The following is a 17,496-nucleotide window of genomic DNA, read 5'->3' on the forward strand; positions in this document are numbered from 1 at the left end:
TGCAAGACTTAAGGAGAGATAATGGATACACAAAAAAGAGTTTTAATCAAATTCTCAGGCGAAGCCTTAGCTGGACAAAACGGCTTTGGAATAGAAAACTCGGTATTAAAATACATAGCTTCAGAAATCAAAAAATTAATCTCAAACGATATAGAAGTTGGCATAGTAATTGGCGGTGGTAATATAATAAGAGGCGTTTCAGCGGCTAGAGATGGCCTTATAAAAAGAACAAGCGGCGATCATATGGGCATGCTAGCAACTGTAATCAATGCCATAGCCATGCAAGAGGCACTGGAAAGCTCGGGTCTTGATGTTAGGGTTCAAAGTGCCATACAAATGGAAGCCTTTTGCGAAACTTACATCATGAGAAGAGCGCAAAGACATCTTGACAAAAAAAGGGTTGTCATCTTTGCAGCAGGAACCGGAAATCCGTATTTCACCACGGACACCACGGCTATTTTAAGGGCTATAGAAATTCAAGCTCAAGTAATCATAAAGGCTACAAAGGTAAATGGGGTTTATGATAAAGACCCGCATAAATTTGAGGACGCTAAATTCTTAAGCACTCTAAGCTATGATGAAGCTATGAAAGATGAAATAAAAGTTATGGACAATACAGCCATAGCCTTAGCTAAGGATAATAAACTTCCAATTATAGTGTGCAATATGTTCGAGGAAGGAAATTTATTAAAGATAATTCAAGGTGATTACAGCACCTGTTCTGTTGTAAAATAAAGGAGATAAAATGACAAATATGGAAGAAATAGTAGCACAAGCACTCGCCAAGGTAGACAATGACAGATACAAGCTATCTTTAGTCGTGGCAAAAAGAGCTGAGGAGCTTGCAAACGGTGCTGCACCAAAGGTTAATCTTGATAAAAACAAGGTAAAATGTGCTGACATAGCACTTATTGAAATAGCACAAGATAAATTGCAAATACTAGAGAACAAAGTTGAACATTACAAATGAAAATCTTACACTAGATAGTCTAGTTGAGAGTATAAAAAGCTGTGTAGATGTGCAAAGAGCTAAGGAGATACTATTTTCGGTATGTCCGCCAAACGATAGGATAAAAAGTGCGGTTGATTTTTGCATAAAGGCACATGAGGGGCAGTTTAGAAAATCAGGCCCTGCTTATGCTACTCATCCTATCTTAGTTTCATCCTTGGTAGCATTTTTAAGCAATGAAGAAGCTATGATTATAGCGGCTTTATTGCACGATGTTATAGAGGATACGCCGTATTCCCAAGAGGAGCTTAAAAAAGAATTTGGGCAAGAGGTTACAAGACTAGTTCTAGGCCTTACAAAAATTACCGAAATAAGAGAGGATAAATTCAACTCAAAAGCCGATAAAAACGCTACAAAATCGGCATTAAGTTTTAGAAACATGCTCTTAGCAAGCATTAGCGATGTGAGTGTGCTAGTTATCAAGCTTTGTGATAGACTTCATAATATGCTAAGCCTTGAAAGCTTAAGAGAGGACAAGCAAAGAAGAATTAGCGAGGAAACCCTTGTTGTGTATGCTCCTATAGCACATAGACTTGGAATTTCGAGCATAAAAAACTACCTTGAGGACTTAAGCTTTAAGTATTTATTGCCAGATGAGTATCAACAAATAGACAGATACATAAACTCAAATGACCAAAAAATGCAAATCGCACTTAATGAGTTCATATCTAAGGTTGAACTACTTTTTGCCCAAAACCGCTTTAGGCCTAATTCCTTTGAAATTCACAAAAGAGTAAAACACAGCTACTCCGTGTATCTAAAAATGCAAAGAAAGGGCATAGGCATAGAGGAAGTGCTTGACTTGCTAGGCATTAGAATTTTAGTTGAAAACACCCTTGCTTGTTACGCAGCTTTGGGAATTTTGCATACAAATTTTAATCCTTTGGTAGCTAGATTTAAAGATTATATAGCCTTGCCTAAGCAAAATGGCTATCAAACACTGCATACAACTTTATTTGATACAAAAAATATCATAGAAACCCAAATCAGAACCTTTGATATGCATAAAATTGCAGAATTTGGCATAGCAGCACATTGGAAATACAAGGAAGGTATGCATGTTAGCAAACCTAAGCTTGATTGGCTAAATGATATTTCTATGCAAAGTGCAAATCAGATTGTAAATCCTGATAGTTACAGTGCTGTGGAGCTTTACGAGTATGCAAAAGATAGCTTATATACAGAGGATATTGCTGTTTATTCTCCTAAGGGTGAGATTTTTACACTGCCTAGGGGCGCGACTGTTATTGATTTTGCTTATGAGGTGCATACTAAGATAGGACTACATGCTGAAAGTGCTTATGTAAACCGCGTAAAAGTCCCGCTTTTAACAGAGCTTAAAAATGGAGATATAGTAAGGATAGTAACCTCAAACGAGAGATTTTATAGGTGTTCGTGGATTGATAGTGTTAAAACGGGCAAGGCTAAGGTTGCCATGAAAGAATTTTGCAAGCAAAAAATAAGAGAGATAAATTTGCAAAATGCTATAAATATCCTATCTTTTGTGTTTGATAAAAGTAGCGATGAAATATCTCAGTGGATAGAAAAAGAAAATTTAAGCAAAAAAATACGCAAACTATGCACAGATGAAACATATTTTAAAGATGTGGTAGCAAATTTAAAAAAATACGCTAAAAAATCTTACTTTTTTGAAAAATACGACATAAAAGAACAAGTATTTGACAATATAAGCTCTTATAGTAATCACAAAATTTCAAATTTATCTTTTGACTTTTGCTGCAGACCAAAAAGGGGCGATGAAATCGTGGGCTTTATAAACTCATCAAATGTAGTAATTCATAACAAATTATGCCACAAGGCTGAAAAACTCTTAAACGAAAAAAAGGCCATGGTTTTTGTAAAATGGAATAGCAAAAGCTCCAAAAACTACAAAATCATCTTCACCCTTGATAACAAAAAAGGTGCTTTGGCTGAATTTTTAACCTCTTTATCAAGAATGCAAGCAAATTTAATATCTATAAATCTTTCGGATTCTAACACAAACAATGATTTTTTCGAAGCAAAGATAGAATTTCCTGAAAATGCTAAGATAAATTTAATCAAAGAAAGATTGCTTTCAACTTATAAAATCATAGAATTTGCGTCCTTAAACGACGCATATAATCAATAAGGCTTAAAATGGACATAAAAGAAATTTTACAAGATATAAAAAAAGGCTGCGCTGAAATAATAGGCGAACAAAGGCTTGAGGAGCTCATTAAAAATTTCTACGAAAAGAAAGAAGTTTTTTTCGTAAAAGCAGGCTTTGACCCAACTGCTCCTGATTTGCACTTAGGACATAGCGTTGTTTTAAATAAAATGGCACTGCTTCAAAAGCACGGGGCTATTGTGCAATTTTTAATAGGCGATTTCACGGCTACAATTGGAGACCCAAGCGGAAAAAGTGCGACCAGAAAACCGCTAAGCAGAGATGAGGTTTTAAAAAATGCCAAAACTTACGAGGAGCAAGTTTTCAAAATTTTAGATAAAGAAAAAACACAGCTTTGCTTTAACTCAAAATGGCTAAACGAGCTAGGAGCAGCTGGCATGATACAGCTTAGTGCACAGTTTAGCGTAGCAAGAATGTTAGAAAGAGATGATTTCGAGAAAAGATTTAAGTCCCAAAATCCTATATCCATTTGCGAATTTTTATATCCCTTGCTTCAAGGCTATGATAGCGTGGCACTTAAAAGCGATATAGAAATGGGCGGCACCGATCAAAAATTTAATCTCTTAATGGGCAGACAGCTACAAAGAACTTACGGTCTTAACAAGGAACAAACTGTGATTATGATGCCCTTGCTTGTAGGTCTTGATGGAAGTGCTAAAATGAGTAAAAGTTTGGGAAATTACATAGGCATAACAGATAAGGCAAATGATATGTATGCTAAAATACTTAGCATAAGTGACGAATTAATGCTTGATTATTACGAGCTTTTAAGCGATATAAGCTTTGCAAAATTACAAGCCTTAAAAGATGAGCTAAAAAACAACCTTTTACACCCTAAAAAGGCGAAAGAAAATTTAGCACTAGAACTTGTAGCTAGGTTTCACTCCAAGGATGAGGCCTTAAATGCTAAACTTGAATTTGATAGGGTGCATAGCACTAATGAACTGCCTAGCGAGATTGAAAGCTTTGAGTGCGAAGGTGAAATTTGGATAGCTAAGGCTTTAACGCTTTGCAAGCTACACGAATCCACTTCACAAGCAAGAAGAGATATAAAAGCTAGGGCAATAAGCGTAAATTCGCAAAAAATAGACGATGAACAAATGCAACTTAAGCAAGGTGAATACATCTTGCAAGTTGGTAAAAGAAAATTTGCTAAATTAAGGGTAAGATAATGACTTTACATTCTTTACAAATAGGCAAACACCGCATAAAATATCCTATATTTCAAGGAGGAATGGGGCTTGGTATAAGTTGGGATAGACTAGCTTCGGCTGTATCTTTAAATGGCGGACTTGGGATAATCTCCTCTGTTGGTACCGGTTATTACGAAAATAGAACGCATATCAAAAAAGAACTAAATTTAAAGCCATATGGAAGTAATAATTTCTACTCAAGAGAGGGACTACAAGCAGTTATAAACAACGCTAGAAAGGTATGTGGCGACGCACCTTTGGGCTGTAATATTTTATGTGCTAGCAATGATTATGCCAGGATAGCAAGAGATGCTTGCGAGGTAGGCTTTAATGTCATAGTTTCTGGTGCTGGGCTTCCTACAAATTTACCTGAATTTACGGCTGAATTTCCAGATGTGGCCTTAGTGCCGATAGTCTCATCAGCTAGAGCTTTAAAAATGATTTGTAAAAGATGGCAAAGCAGATACAAAAGACTTCCTGATGCCGTTGTGGTTGAGGGACCAAAAAGCGGTGGACATCAAGGCTTTACTTATGAACAGTGCCTTGATCCTGAATATCAACTAGAAAAGATAGTGCCAAAGGTGGCCGAGGAAGCTAAAAATTGGGGTGATTTTCCTATAATCGCAGCTGGTGGAATTTGGGATAAAAAGGATATTGAAAATATCATAAGCTTGGGTGCAAACGGCGTTCAAATGGGAACTAGGTTTATAGGAACTGTTGAGTGTGACGCAAGTGATGAATTTAAAGAGGTGTTGCTAGCTTGTAAAGAAGAAGATATCGAGCTTATACATTCTCCGGTGGGCTATCCTGCAAGAGGCATTAGAACAAATCTTTTAAATTTGGTTGATAAAAGAATGGGACCTAAAATAAACTGCATAAGCAACTGCGTAGCACCATGCCAAAGAGGTAAGGAAGCTAGCATAGTTGGATACTGCATAGCTGATAGGCTTTATGATGCTTATAGCGGCAAAAAGGATACGGGCTTGTTTTTTACCGGTGCAAATGGATACCGCTTGCAAAAAATAATAACAGTAAAAGAGCTAATGGATAAGCTTGTAAATGGCGAAGATACTTAAATTTACAATCTTTTTTGCTCTTTTTTTTACAAGCTTTGCAAATTCAAACAATCTTTTTGTGCTTGATTCTAAAAAACTAAAAGACGGTGTAGAGCTTAGACTAAGTGATGATTTGAGCGAAAAAGAGTTAAAAATTTCGGAGCTAAAAGAAAAGGATAATTATAGAAAAATTATAGATTTTAAGGCTTCGCTAGATGGGGGTAGAAAAAACTACGATTTTTATGATGTAAAAATTAGTATAGCGCAGTTTAACCCGCAAACAACAAGGATTGTATTAAGCTCAAAAGATGAGCTGAAAAGCGAAATTAACATAAAGCAAAAAAGCTTAGAATTTAGCTTTGATAGCCTTAAAACCAAAGCTCAAAAAAAAGAAAAACCTACTCAAACAAATAATCAAATTTACATACTAAAAAGCTTAAAAGAAGATAAGGGCATAAGGCTTATCCTAAGTGATGAAATTAGTAAAAAAGACATAGATGATTATCTTATGAAAGATAAGGATGTGTATAGATTGGTGCTAAATTTTAAGGCCGTGCTTGAGGGCTCTAGAAAGAATTTTACCTTTGATAAAAACAATAACATAAGCCTAACTCAATACACCCCAAAAATAGCTAGAATAGTGCTAAATTCAAACAAAAAAATAGAAGCTGATATACAAATAGAGGGTAAAGAACTTTTTATAGGTTTTGACAAGCTAAATTTAAATACAAATTCAGCTAAGAGTGCAAAAACTAATACCAAAACAACTATAGCAAAAGAGGAAAAAGAGACAAAAAAACAAGTAATCACAGGAAATAAAATAGTAGTAATAGACCCTGGACACGGCGGCAAAGACGGCGGTGCGATAGGAGATAATGGCAAACTTTTGGAAAAAAATATAGTACTGAGCCTATCTTTAAAAATAGGGCAAGAGCTTAAGAAAAGAGGCTACAAGGTGTATTACACTAGAACAAAGGATAGGTTTATAAATTTAAGAGATAGAACAAAAATAGCCAATGAAAAAAGAGCGAGTATGTTCATCTCCATTCACGCCAATGCCTCGCCCAACAAAAAAAGAGCCTCATCCATGCAAGGCATTGAGACATTTTTCTTAAGCCCGGCGCGTTCTGAACGCAGCAAAGAAGTGGCAGAAAAAGAAAATAAATCAGACTTAGAAGAAGCAAATTATTTCTCAAAACAAAATTTCTTGCATTCTTTAAGCAGAGAAAAGATTATCGCCTCAAACCGCTTAGCAATAGACATACAAAAATACACTCTAAGTTCCGTTAGAAAAAGATACAAGGTAGAGGATGGCGGTGTAAGAGAGGCGCCATTTTGGGTGCTAGTTGGCGCACAAGATATGCCAGCTGTTTTGGTTGAAATTGGCTACATAACGCATCCAAGCGAGGGCAAAAGACTAGCTACTAAGGCGTATCAGGATTTAGTAGCTGAGGGCATAGCAAATGGGATACAAAACTATTTTTATAATAATCAATGAAAAAAGCTAATATAGAAATCAAAGAAAAAACGGTTTTTTCAAAAGACTTTGATGATATATATTTTGACGCCAAAGCTGGCATTGAAGAAAGTGAGTTTGTGTATATAAACGCACTTGATTTTGATAAAGAAAGCTATGTGGTGGCTGAACTTGGCTTTGGCATAGGTCTTAATTTCTTTTTAAGCTTAGAAAAATTTAAGCAGCAAAACAAATGCAAAAGACTTTTTTATCTAAGCTTAGAAGCCTTTTACATAGGTGCTGACGAGCTTTTAAAGATTTACAAAAGACTTGGCTTTTATGATAGATTTAAGGATGATTTGACTTATTTTTTGAAATTTTATCCAAAATGCAAGGAAGGAATTTACCGCTTTTATTTTAAAAACTGTTTTTTAGACCTTGTTTTTGGCGACGCAACTAAAAGCATAAAAGAGCTTGATTTTAGGGCTGATGTGTGGTTTTTAGATGGCTTTAATCCCAAAAAAAATCAAGAATTATTTGATGAATATATGATAAATCATATAGCAAGACTAAGCAAAGAAGGGGCTAAGCTACATTCTTTTTCAGCCTCATCTTTTTTGCAAAAAAACCTTAAAAAATGTAATTTTGAAATACACAAAACAAAGGGTTTTAACAAAAGAGAAATGATACAAGCTAGGCTTAAATCCTGCCCAGATATAACTGATACGAAGGCTTATTTTGCTAGGCTTTATACACAAAAGCAAGGCAAAAAAATAGCCATTATAGGTTCTGGCATAGCCGCCGTATCCTTGGCTTATGAGCTTTGTTTAAGAGACTTTGAGGTGGAACTTTTTGAAAAAAATGAAAGCTTAGCAAGTGGAGCCAGCGGGAATGATAGCGGAATTTTAAGCTCTTTGATACTAAAAAAAGATGTGGCCTTGGGTGAATTTTCTTGCTTTGCCTTTTATGAGGCCTCTAGATTTTACAGACAAATTTTGGATTTAAAAATGCACGGTGTCTTTGAATTCGCACACAATGAACTTATGCAAGAAAGGTTTAATTCTCAAAAATCAAATCCCTTGTTTAAAATCAAAGATAATGTCGCATTTTTAGAGGACGCAAGCCATATAAAAGCTAGGCAAATTTGCGAAAGCTTGTATGAAAAAAGCAAGGCTAAGCTAAATTTAAAACACCATTTCATAGGCTTTAAAAAAGATAAAAACGGCTTTACCTTAAATTTCAAAGAACAAGATTTAAGAAGTGGTTTTGATATATTAATTTACGCTATGGGTGCTGATACTGCCGATTTTGTGCAGTATGATTTCTTAAAACTAAGCAAGGTAAGAGGGCAAATAAGCCTGATGAAGCCTTTCTTAGACACAAAACACGCCCTGTCATCCAAGGGCTATATATGCCCTGTAAATGGCGATATACAAATAATTGGTGCAAGTTATGATAGAATGAATTCAAACCCACAAGCCCTAAAAAGCGATGATGAGGCCAATATAGAAAATATAAAGGAATTTTTAAAAAAAAATGAAAGCTTAGAAGTGCTTGCTTCAAGAGTTTCTTTTAGGTCCTATTCTAGCGATAGATTTATGATAGCTGGGGCTTTTTATGATGAAGAGTATTATAAAAATGCTTATAAAAAATTGTTTTGGAACAAAAATAAAGCACAGCAAATGCCTAAAAATATAGAAAATATGTATCTTAGCACAGCTCACGGCTCAAGGGCTTTTGCAAGTGCTATCATAGCAGCAAGATACATAAGTGCTTTAATAAATAACGAACCTTTAGCAGTAAAAAAAGAATTTATAGAGCATTTTCATCCAGCAAGATTTTTGATAAGAAAGCTAAAAAAGGGCTTGGCGTGAGCGAATTTTTCACTAGCTTAGAGCAAATTTTATATGCTGATGATATAGATAAAAAATTTAATGATTTTTTTAATTTTATAGATGATTTTAAAAGTAAAAAAATGCTTTTTAATCACGAAGCTGCAAATGTGCTTAAAGATAATTTTCACCCTAACTTGCGTTTAAAAGAAGTAATAAAAATCAAGCGCATAAAAGAGCCAAATTCAAAACAAAGCCTTGCCGTGTTTTTGCACGCCATAGCTCATATAGAATTTTCTGCCATAAATTTAGCACTTGATACGAGTTATAGATTTAGGTTTTTGCCATTTGATTTTTATAAGGATTTTTTGGAAGTGGCTGAGGATGAAATCAGGCATTTTAGCTTGCTTGAAAAGGCCTTAAATGAACTTGGGTATAAATACACTGATTTTGAAGCGCACGATACCATACATTCAGCCTGCAAGGCTACTGCGAATTCTTTAAAATACAGAATGGCTGTGGTGCACAGAGGGCTTGAGGCAAAAGGACTTGACGCAAATGTCTTTGTTTTAAAAAAGATACAAAACGAAAGTTTAAGTTTAAAAAAATTTCTAGAAGAGACCTTAAAAATTATACTTGATGATGAGATAAATCATGTTAGCAAGGGCGATATTTGGTGGAAGGCAAATAAAGACGAACAAGAAAGCTTCATAGAAATTTGTGCTAAATTTAAATCCTATGTTCTAGCAGGCAAGATACTTAACAAAGAGGCCAGACTAAAGGCTGGTTTTGATGAAAGCGAGCTAGACGAACTTGAAGATTTTTACAAAAATAAGCACAAATTCACATAAATTTTCTACTAATAATAGCCCAAACAGCCCTAAAAATTCCATAACACACATACAAGCTAACGGCTATTAAAATGCTTTCTAAGGTGTAAAGATAAAGCAAGGAAAGAAACATTATAAGCAAGATGAGCACTCTTAAAACATTAGTTTTGTCCAAATTCATCTTTTTAAAGCTTGGGTATCTTATATTGCTAACCATAAGCAAGGAAAGAACAAAATTTAAGCATAAAACAAACAAGGCATAGTCTTTTAAAAAACCATAACTTATATAAGCATAGGTCCATATAGCACTTACAACAGCTGCCGTTGGTATGGGTAGTCCTATAAAGACTGATGGTTCGTATGTTCCTGTAGTTACATTAAACCTGGCTAGTCTTATAGCTCCAAAAACTACAAAAAGTCCGCTGATTAAAGAGCCTAATTTTCCATATTCATAACCTATGCTAGTGTAAAACAAAACAGCCGGTGCCACGCCAAAAGCCACCAAATCAGCCAAAGAATCAAACTCCACCCCAAATTTAGAAGTGGTCTTTGTAAGCCTTGCCACTCTGCCATCAAGCCCATCGCAAATCAATGATAAGATGATATAAATGAGAGCGTGAGTAAATTTACCATTTATGGAAGCTATGATTGAGATAAAACCCAAAAAAGCTGAAGCTGCGGTGAAAAGATTTGGGATGATGTGAATTAATTTGTAATTATTTTGCATTATAAATCCTATGAAAAATAACCGAGTAAAGAAACAGCCTTTACCTTATCTCTTAAACCAACAACTAGCCTAGTATCGCTAGGCAAGAGTAAGCTAATGGTTGAGTTCATACTAAATGCCATTTCTTCGCCGGGTTTAAAAAAGCTTTTATCACTAAGCTTTAAAGCCCTATCAAGACAACCTGCGAAAATTCGCATAGCAAAGGCTTTATTATGTGAAGTTTTTGCAAATATAAACACCCTTTCATTCAAAGACCTTTGCTCGCAACCAAAAAGCCCATATCTTAATCTATAATCATCTATGCTCATATCAGTGCAAGCTCTTATAGTTCCTGGCTCATAAAAGGAATTTTTTATCTGAAGCTCTACGCAGGTGCCAAGAATTTTATGCTCTATCTTTTGTATGCTAATTATCTCGCCGTCAACCGGAGCTAAAATAGCCTTTTCATCAGTGCAAACCACCTCAACCTTAGTAATCCTATACATATAAAGGGTAAAAAGTATCAGCAAAAATAGCAAAACAGAAAAGCCGCTAAACAACCAAAACAAAAGAAATAAGACGGTTAAGGACACTAAAATCCAATTAGCATACCTTGAAATAAAAGCATTCATTTTGCGGTCTCTTTTTTATCCTCTTTTTCAAGCCTACTTGGCATGTTATTTTGCTCTTCAAAATCCTTTATGATTTCTCTTACCTTATCTCCGTCTATGGTCTCTTCCTCATATAATGCACTTACCATAGTTTCAATAGCACCTTTATAAGCACTAAGAGTTTCTTTTACATCTTTATATCTATCATCTAGGGTTTTTTTAACATAATCATCAAGCGATTCTGCCATTTTTTCTGAATAATCCTTAACGGTTTGTCCGCCTGTTAAAAAGGTATTTCTTTGCTTTTCAAGCACCATAAGACCGGCAATATCACTCATACCATACATAGAAATCATAGCCTTGATAATATCAGTAGCCCTTTCCAAGTCATTTGAAGCACCGGTTGAAATTTCACCTATAAAAACCTCCTCTGCCGCACGGCCACCCAAAAGCACATCAACTTCGGCTAAAAGCTCGTGTTTTTGCATAAGGAATTTATTTTCCTCAGGTGTGTTTAAGGTATATCCAAGTGCTGCTAAACCTCTAGGGATAACCGAAACCTTGCTTACTTTTTTAGCTCCCTTTGTGGTTTCAGCTATCAAAGCGTGTCCGCACTCATGATAAGTAACTATTTTCTTTTCCTTTTCATTTATACGGCGAGACTTTTTCTCAAGTCCAGCTATGGCTCTTTCAACGGCTTCTACTAAATCATTTTGCTCTACATATTTTTTAGAATTTCTACCTGCTAAAAGTGCGGCTTCGTTTATGATATTTGCTAAATCAGCACCCGCTAAACCAGCAGTAAGCCTTGCGATATCCTCAACCTTTACTTCAGGAGAAATTTTAACATCTTGCATATGCACCTTTAAAATATCACATCTTCCTTTAAAATCAGGCTTATCAACTAGAATTTGCCTATCAAAACGACCTGGCCTAAGCAAGGCTGCATCAAGCACCTCAGGCCTGTTTGTGGCGGCTAAAACTATAACCGGAGAGGCTTCTGTGCCAAAGCCGTCCATTTCGGCTAAAAGCTGATTTAAGGTTTGCTCTCTTTCATCATTTCCACCCATCATGCCAGCAGCACGAGACTTACCTATGGCATCTATCTCATCTATGAAAACTATGGCAGGAGCTTCTTTTTTGGCATTTTCAAAAAGGTCTCTTACCCTACTAGCGCCAACGCCAACAAACATTTCTATAAAAGCTGAACCCGAAACACTAAAAAACGGCACATCAGCTTCACCAGCAACTGCCTTAGCAAGCAAGGTCTTACCTGTGCCCGGAGGTCCCACTAAAAGAAGTCCTTTTGGAATTTTAGCACCAAGCCTTATGTATCTATCAGGATGTTTTAAGAAATCAACGATTTCCTTTATCTCCTCTTTTGCCTCCTCAACTCCGGCAACATCATTAAATTTAACCTTAGGCTTTTCAGAATTTACAAGCTTTTTGGAACTTCCTATACCAAGTATAGATGAGCCCATATTTTTTTGCATTCTTGAAGCCAAAAACATCCAAATTCCAAAAAAGATAAAGATAGGCAAAACCCAAGAAAAGAGCATATCAGTAAACCAATTGCTTTCAGAGTATGCTCCGTAAGAAATTTTCTTTTGATCTAGTAGTTCGATTAAGGTTGGGTCATTGCTAACTTTCTTGGAAACAACGACAGTGTTTTGCGTGGTAAGAGCTCTAATACTACTTTGGCCTATGCTCACTTGTGAAATTTGATTAGCCTCTATCATCTTTTTAAGCTCAGAATAAGGCACAGTTCTGCTTTCACCTCCGCCCAATAAACCGCCTGAACCATCTACAAAACTCTTAAATAAAAATATAGTAAGTATGGCAAAGATAGCAAATACTAGTATAGGATTTTTATTAAAAAAGTTATTGTTGTTATTGTTTTGTTGTTTATTTTGCGAGTTATTTTCCATATCATTCCTTTTCATAAACTAAAGAGGTCCACTCATGCATCTTTAAAGAATCTACAAGCTTTAAGGAAGCAAAATCCTCTTTGATATCATCCTCATATTTGTTTAATATACCAGATAATATTAAATAAGATTTATTATTTAAGCGGACACAAAGCTCGTCTTTTACAGTTCTTAACACTTCAGCTGTTAAATTTGCAACTATGATATCATATTTAGATTTTGTTTTATGTATGCTGCCTTGCCAAATTTTGTTCAACTGTACATTATTTAATTTAGTATTATTAACAGTGCTTTCAATGGCTATTTCATCTATATCGCAAGCATCAACCACACAGCCCATCTTTGCTAAAAGGATAGATAAAATTCCGCTGCCACAACCCAAATCTAAGGCTTTATAATCTTTTTTAGCATATTTTTGTATAAATTTTATGCAAGAATTTGTGCTTTCGTGATGTCCCGAACCAAAGGCTAAGGCCGGGTCTATCTTGATATTAGTGCACTCTTTTTTTGGCTTATGCCAAGAGCTGTGTATATAAACATTGTCAATTTGTATGGGGTTTATACTATTTTTGTATTCCTCTATCCAGTCTTTGTTGCGTTTTTTGGATAGAGTGTGATGAATTTTAATGTCTATTTTGTGTTTTTTGCGTATATTTTCCTGCAACATCTGTAAAGCCCAAAGCAAATCATCCAAGCTTTCATCCGACCTTACATAAAAACCGCCGTCCTTTTCCTCGACAGCATCAAAACCCAAATCAAAAACAAGCTCTACAAAGAGTTCATTATAATTATCATCACTGAGCTTGAAAAAAAACTCGTTGTAGCAATCTTGCACTATAAATTCCTTGCTCATTCAGGAATTGTATCGTTAACACCACCTAAAACATCTTCTAATTTCTCTTTTAGCACTTGTGGGGTGAAAGGCTTTACTATGTAGTTATTAACGCCTGATTTTAAGGCTGTGATAACCTCGGCTTTGCCACCCTCTGTCGTTACCATTATTATAGGCATATCTTCGTACTTTTGCTCGGCTCTTATTTTTTTAACAAGTTCCAAGCCGTTCATTTCTGGCATATTCCAGTCTGTTATAACTACTTTCACATCATCGTTTTGACTCAATAAATCCCAGGCTTCCAAACCATGTTCAGCCTCTAAAATATCCGTATGACCAAGTCTTTCCAATGTATTTTTGATAATTCTTCTCATAGTAGAACTATCGTCAACAACTAATAGTTTCACAGTTATTTCCTTTCAAAACTAAATTGTGTATCTTACAACTTTTAAACTTATTTTAAAGTTAAAACTAATCATTGATTATACAATTTTTTTACAAACAAAAAACCTTAAAATAAACGCTATTATAAAAAACAAAATATATAAGCTGAAAATACTTGGAGAGAAAATGGCTCCGGATGCAGGATTCGAACCTGCGACCAAGTGGTTAACAGCCACCTACTCTACCGCTGAGCTAATCCGGAATAAAAAGTGCAAATTATAGTGAAAAAAAAATATTTTGTCAAGCTTTGAAAGCTAAGCCCTGTAAAAATTCACACCGGCTAAATTTTCAAGCCTTACAAGTGCTTTGCTATGTAATATTTTTAGCCTTTGCTTGCTAAGTTCTGAAAGTCTAAATTCTATATCATCCTCACTCAAAGGCCTTAAGGAAAGCAGTTTTAAAAGCTCCTCTTCGCTTAAGTCTAAATTCTGTTTGATATTTTTTCTCTTTGCCACATAAACAGGGACGCAGTCTATAAAAGAAGCTAAAGAGGCTAGTTTTTCATCACTCACGCCCTTTACAGGATAAGCTGGTGGTCTATCTACGCTGCTTATATCCACTCTTTTTGCTTTTATCTTTTTAAAAGCTTCGTTTAAGGCCTTAAATTCAAGCTCATTGTCATTTAGTCCCTCTACCACAAGCACTTCCATAACTAACTCGCCCTCAAAAATGCGGCTAAACTCGCTCATTTTTTCTATCATAAGCTCTAAATTTATGCTTTTTAAAGCCCTATCTATCTTAAAAAAAGTCTTTGACTTTGCAGAATCAAGGCTAAATTTAACCACATCAAGATTAAGCAAAGCCTCAAATTTACTTTCATCTAAAACGGCAGAACCATTGCTTAAAATCAAGAGCTTTTTATCTTTTTTTATCTCTTTTATAGCAAAAATAAGCTCCTTTAACTTAGGATAAAGAGTTGGTTCGCCATTTGCCGTAAGGGTTATAAAATCAAAGTCAAGCCCTTTTTCAAAAGCCTCTTTTATCTCTCTTATAATATCATCAAAATTTATTAAATCCTTAGCCCTTTGAAGTGGCTTTTTTGCTACTAACTCGCAATAAACGCAATCATAATTGCACTGCTTTAAGCCCGGACTTAAATCAATACCCAAAGAAAGCCCAAACCTCCTTGAATTTACAGGTCCAAATACATACACTAAAGCTTACCTTGTGCTAGTTTTACAAAATACTTAGCATTTTCAACCGGTATATCAGGCAGTATACCATGCCCTAAATTTACAATATGTGGTAAATTTTTAACCTCATTTAAAATATTCTCTACACCTATTTTTATGGCTTCTTTGCTGTATAAACGGCAAGGCTCTAAATTCCCTTGCAAAACATAGCTAGGGCTTAGTTTTTCTAAGGCTAAGTCTAAAGGAGTGCTCCAATCAACCCCAAAAACATCAAAGTCCCCATTTATATCATCTAAAAAGCCAGAAATTCCTTTTGGAAAGAGGATGATAGGTATATGAGGGTATTTTGACTTGATATAAGAAGCTAAGTCTTTCATATACTTAAAAGAAAAGTCAAAAAAGGCTTCTTTTTCTAAGGCTGATGCCCAACTATCAAAGATTTGCACCACATTTGCTCCTGCTTTAATCTGCTCTTCTAAGTAAAATTTCAAGGCAAAATTTATCTTGTCAAGCAAAGAATGCAAAAGCTCTGGCTTTGTGTAAAGCATTTTTTTACATTTTGCGTAAGTTTTCGAGCCCTTACCCTCTATCATATAAGTTGCTATAGTCCAAGCAGAGCCACAAAAGCCTATCAAAGCTTTATCTTTGCTTAGTTTTTCTCTAGTAAGCTTTAAGGCATCATAAACATAAGTTAGCCTTTTAAAGGCATTTTCATCTAAAGCATTTATATCATCTAAGCTTGATATGGGATTATCAAATACAGGTCCTTCTCCTTGTATGAATTTTAAGTGCATACCCATTTCTAAAGGCACGACAAGTATATCAGAAAAGATTATGGCAGCATCCACATCTAAAATTTCAACAGGTTGCAAGCTAACCTCGCTAGCCTTTTTATAATCCTTGCAAAGTGCTAAAAAATCACCAACACTCTTTCTTACAGCCATATACTCGGGTAAATATCTACCCGCTTGCCTCATCATCCATACAGGTTTGTATTCGCTTTGCTTTTTAAAACAAGTATCAACAAAAATCATTTCTTATCCTTGAATAAATACCTTAAATTTTTAATATACCTAAGCTTTTTAGGTTGTCTGTGAAGATCTTTTAAAAAGAAAAAAATAATGGTTTTTTTATCAAAAGAAAAGGATTTTAGCATTTTTTTGATATTTAAGGGATCATTTTTTAAAGAAATTTTAAAAATTTTTATCAAATTTAATACACACTTATCAAAAAAAGCTTTGTGCTTCGCAAAAGATTTATCAATCTCTACGCTTTGCCTGTAAAATTTAAAAATATAGCCTGCAGCTACACAAAAAGAATAAATCTTGTAATACAATCTAAGTTCTTTGTAAGTTTTAAAATAATCCCTTAAATTTTCCAAATAAAAAGGCATAGTCTTTGGAAATTCCAATTCTTTAGTGGAATTCATAGAAGAGCCGCTCCTGCTTCTATAATACAGCAAAGCCCTATCATCTACAAAAAATTTTCCACTTAAAGAAAATAGTATAATAGCAAAGTCGTGATCCTCGTAATGCATATAGCTAGCAAATCTTAATTTATATGAATTTAACAAAGCAGCCTTAAACATACCCTGGCAAGAAAAGTAAAAATCATAAAGATTGTTTTGCTTTAAAAAATCAAGTCCGCTTTGATAAAAACCAGGTTTTTTGCTAACATCTATATATATATTTTCCTTTATTGTATTAGAATTCTCATCAACAGAGCTTAGATTATGCAGATATAAAGACAAATCTTTTTCTTGTATGTATCTTTTACAAGTGCTTATACACCTTTCATCTAAATAATCATCAGAATCTAAAAAATGCACATAAACATCATCTGGCAAATCTTGAACGATAAATTCATTTATCTCTTTTAGTTCTGTTTTATAAACTCTTTCATGTAGTTTAATAAAATTCTTATCTATATCTTCTTTGCTTAGTTTTTTGATATCAGTTTTGTCAAAACTACGAACATTTTTATAAGATTTTACAAATACATTCTCATCTTGTATATTTTTTTCTAAAAGTTCTCTTAGCTTTGTGCCTTTTATAAGTTCAAAAGCTGCATTTCTAGCTGTTGAAGCTCCGGCATTTGCCTTAGATAAGACAAAAATTCTTTCATCTTTTTTAGCATATTCTATAGCTATATCAAGGCTTTTATCAGTGCTGCCATCATCTACTAAGACTATGTCTAAATCTACATCTTTTATATCTTTTTGATTTAAAACAGAATTTAAACAGTGCCTTAGATATTTTTCTACATTATAAATTGGGATTAAGATAGAAATTTTCATA

The 17,496-nt window shown here is 34.7% G+C and carries 15 protein-coding genes, 1 tRNA gene and 1 pseudogene; 8 read left to right on the forward strand and 9 right to left on the reverse strand.

The annotated features are described in order from the left end of the window. The first annotated feature begins 21 nt into the window (after positions 1–21). The 8 genes and pseudogenes from pyrH to CAV_RS06535 all read left to right on the forward strand — a co-directional run bounded on the left by pyrH (position 22) and on the right by CAV_RS06535 (position 9,566). On the forward strand, positions 22–735 hold the full coding sequence (gene pyrH, locus CAV_RS06500; protein ID WP_094325712.1) for a UMP kinase: 714 nt from the start codon (positions 22–24) through the stop codon (positions 733–735). A gap of 10 nt (positions 736–745) precedes the next feature. Continuing rightward, the gene (locus CAV_RS06505; RefSeq protein WP_094325713.1) at positions 746–970 is read left to right on the forward strand and encodes a DNA-directed RNA polymerase subunit omega; all 225 of its coding nucleotides are present in this window, start codon (positions 746–748) and stop codon (positions 968–970) included. Then, complete coding sequence (locus tag CAV_RS06510) at positions 954–3,140, forward strand: RelA/SpoT family protein (protein WP_094325714.1); 2,187 nt, start codon at positions 954–956, stop codon at positions 3,138–3,140. Before CAV_RS06505 ends, CAV_RS06510 begins: the two co-directional genes overlap by 17 nt. Before the next feature lie 8 nt (positions 3,141–3,148). Then, positions 3,149–4,351, forward strand: a complete 1,203-nt coding sequence (gene tyrS, locus CAV_RS06515) for a tyrosine--tRNA ligase (RefSeq protein ID WP_094325715.1) — start codon at positions 3,149–3,151, stop codon at positions 4,349–4,351. Beyond that, on the forward strand, positions 4,351–5,448 hold the full coding sequence (locus CAV_RS06520; protein WP_094325716.1) for a nitronate monooxygenase: 1,098 nt from the start codon (positions 4,351–4,353) through the stop codon (positions 5,446–5,448). Before tyrS ends, CAV_RS06520 begins: the two co-directional genes overlap by 1 nt. A 796-nt stretch (positions 5,449–6,244) precedes the next feature. Then, positions 6,245–6,925: pseudogene (locus tag CAV_RS09330) on the forward strand (N-acetylmuramoyl-L-alanine amidase family protein); the annotation flags it as partial. Further along, on the forward strand, positions 6,922–8,757 hold the full coding sequence (mnmC, locus tag CAV_RS06530) for a bifunctional tRNA (5-methylaminomethyl-2-thiouridine)(34)-methyltransferase MnmC2/FAD-dependent 5-carboxymethylaminomethyl-2-thiouridine(34) oxidoreductase MnmC1 (RefSeq protein WP_094325718.1): 1,836 nt from the start codon (positions 6,922–6,924) through the stop codon (positions 8,755–8,757). The pseudogene CAV_RS09330 and the gene mnmC, both read left to right, overlap by 4 nt. Beyond that, complete coding sequence (locus CAV_RS06535; RefSeq protein ID WP_094325719.1) at positions 8,754–9,566, forward strand: ferritin-like domain-containing protein; 813 nt, start codon at positions 8,754–8,756, stop codon at positions 9,564–9,566. Before mnmC ends, CAV_RS06535 begins: the two co-directional genes overlap by 4 nt. Here CAV_RS06535 and pssA read toward each other — a convergent pair. From pssA to CAV_RS06580, 9 genes are all read right to left on the reverse strand, one after another. Further along, positions 9,559–10,272, reverse strand: coding sequence for a CDP-diacylglycerol--serine O-phosphatidyltransferase (gene pssA / locus CAV_RS06540; RefSeq protein ID WP_094325720.1), 714 nt, complete (start codon positions 10,270–10,272; stop codon positions 9,559–9,561). The two genes, CAV_RS06535 and pssA, sit on opposite strands and share 8 nt — an antisense overlap. 8 nt (positions 10,273–10,280) lie before the next feature. Beyond that, positions 10,281–10,883, reverse strand: coding sequence for a phosphatidylserine decarboxylase (locus CAV_RS06545; protein ID WP_094325721.1), 603 nt, complete (start codon positions 10,881–10,883; stop codon positions 10,281–10,283). After that, positions 10,880–12,790 carry an ATP-dependent zinc metalloprotease FtsH gene (gene ftsH / locus CAV_RS06550; RefSeq protein ID WP_094325722.1) on the reverse strand — a complete coding sequence of 637 codons (1,911 nt, stop codon included), beginning with the start codon at positions 12,788–12,790 and terminating at the stop codon, positions 10,880–10,882. Before ftsH ends, CAV_RS06545 begins: the two co-directional genes overlap by 4 nt. 1 nt (position 12,791) lies before the next feature. Beyond that, a complete protein-coding gene (locus tag CAV_RS06555; RefSeq protein ID WP_094325811.1) occupies positions 12,792–13,625 on the reverse strand; it encodes a 50S ribosomal protein L11 methyltransferase in 834 nt (277 codons plus the stop codon). A 14-nt stretch (positions 13,626–13,639) separates the two neighbouring features. Continuing rightward, positions 13,640–14,029: a chemotaxis response regulator CheY gene (locus CAV_RS06560; RefSeq protein ID WP_094325723.1), complete on the reverse strand. Its 390-nt coding sequence runs from the start codon at positions 14,027–14,029 to the stop codon at positions 13,640–13,642. Positions 14,030–14,193: 164 nt separating this feature from the next. Then, positions 14,194–14,268 (reverse strand) — tRNA-Asn (locus CAV_RS06565). A 52-nt stretch (positions 14,269–14,320) separates the two neighbouring features. Beyond that, positions 14,321–15,220: a radical SAM protein gene (locus CAV_RS06570; RefSeq protein WP_094325724.1), complete on the reverse strand. Its 900-nt coding sequence runs from the start codon at positions 15,218–15,220 to the stop codon at positions 14,321–14,323. Further along, positions 15,220–16,233: a uroporphyrinogen decarboxylase gene (gene hemE / locus CAV_RS06575; protein ID WP_094325725.1), complete on the reverse strand. Its 1,014-nt coding sequence runs from the start codon at positions 16,231–16,233 to the stop codon at positions 15,220–15,222. Before hemE ends, CAV_RS06570 begins: the two co-directional genes overlap by 1 nt. After that, a complete protein-coding gene (locus CAV_RS06580) occupies positions 16,230–17,495 on the reverse strand; it encodes a glycosyltransferase family 2 protein (protein ID WP_094325726.1) in 1,266 nt (421 codons plus the stop codon). The genes hemE and CAV_RS06580 overlap by 4 nt, the downstream gene beginning before the upstream one ends. Between the last annotated feature and the right edge of the window lies 1 nt (position 17,496).

It is taken from the genome of Campylobacter avium LMG 24591 (assembly GCF_002238335.1).
In the GTDB taxonomy this organism is placed as follows: domain Bacteria; phylum Campylobacterota; class Campylobacteria; order Campylobacterales; family Campylobacteraceae; genus Campylobacter_D; species Campylobacter_D avium.

Bases quoted from the DNA above. Each gene is read 5' to 3' on its own strand.
- pyrH (WP_094325712.1), top strand. From the start codon at position 22: ATGGATACACAAAAAAGAGTTTTAATCAAATTCTCAGGCGAAGCCTTA.
- CAV_RS06505 (WP_094325713.1), top strand. From the start codon at position 746: ATGACAAATATGGAAGAAATAGTAGCACAAGCACTCGCCAAGGTAGAC.
- tyrS (WP_094325715.1), top strand. From the start codon at position 3,149: ATGGACATAAAAGAAATTTTACAAGATATAAAAAAAGGCTGCGCTGAA.
- CAV_RS06520 (WP_094325716.1), top strand. From the start codon at position 4,351: ATGACTTTACATTCTTTACAAATAGGCAAACACCGCATAAAATATCCT.
- mnmC (WP_094325718.1), top strand. From the start codon at position 6,922: ATGAAAAAAGCTAATATAGAAATCAAAGAAAAAACGGTTTTTTCAAAA.
- pssA (WP_094325720.1), bottom strand. From the start codon at position 10,272: ATGCAAAATAATTACAAATTAATTCACATCATCCCAAATCTTTTCACC.
- CAV_RS06545 (WP_094325721.1), bottom strand. From the start codon at position 10,883: ATGAATGCTTTTATTTCAAGGTATGCTAATTGGATTTTAGTGTCCTTA.
- ftsH (WP_094325722.1), bottom strand. From the start codon at position 12,790: ATGGAAAATAACTCGCAAAATAAACAACAAAACAATAACAACAATAAC.
- hemE (WP_094325725.1), bottom strand. From the start codon at position 16,233: ATGATTTTTGTTGATACTTGTTTTAAAAAGCAAAGCGAATACAAACCT.
- CAV_RS06580 (WP_094325726.1), bottom strand. From the start codon at position 17,495: ATGAAAATTTCTATCTTAATCCCAATTTATAATGTAGAAAAATATCTA.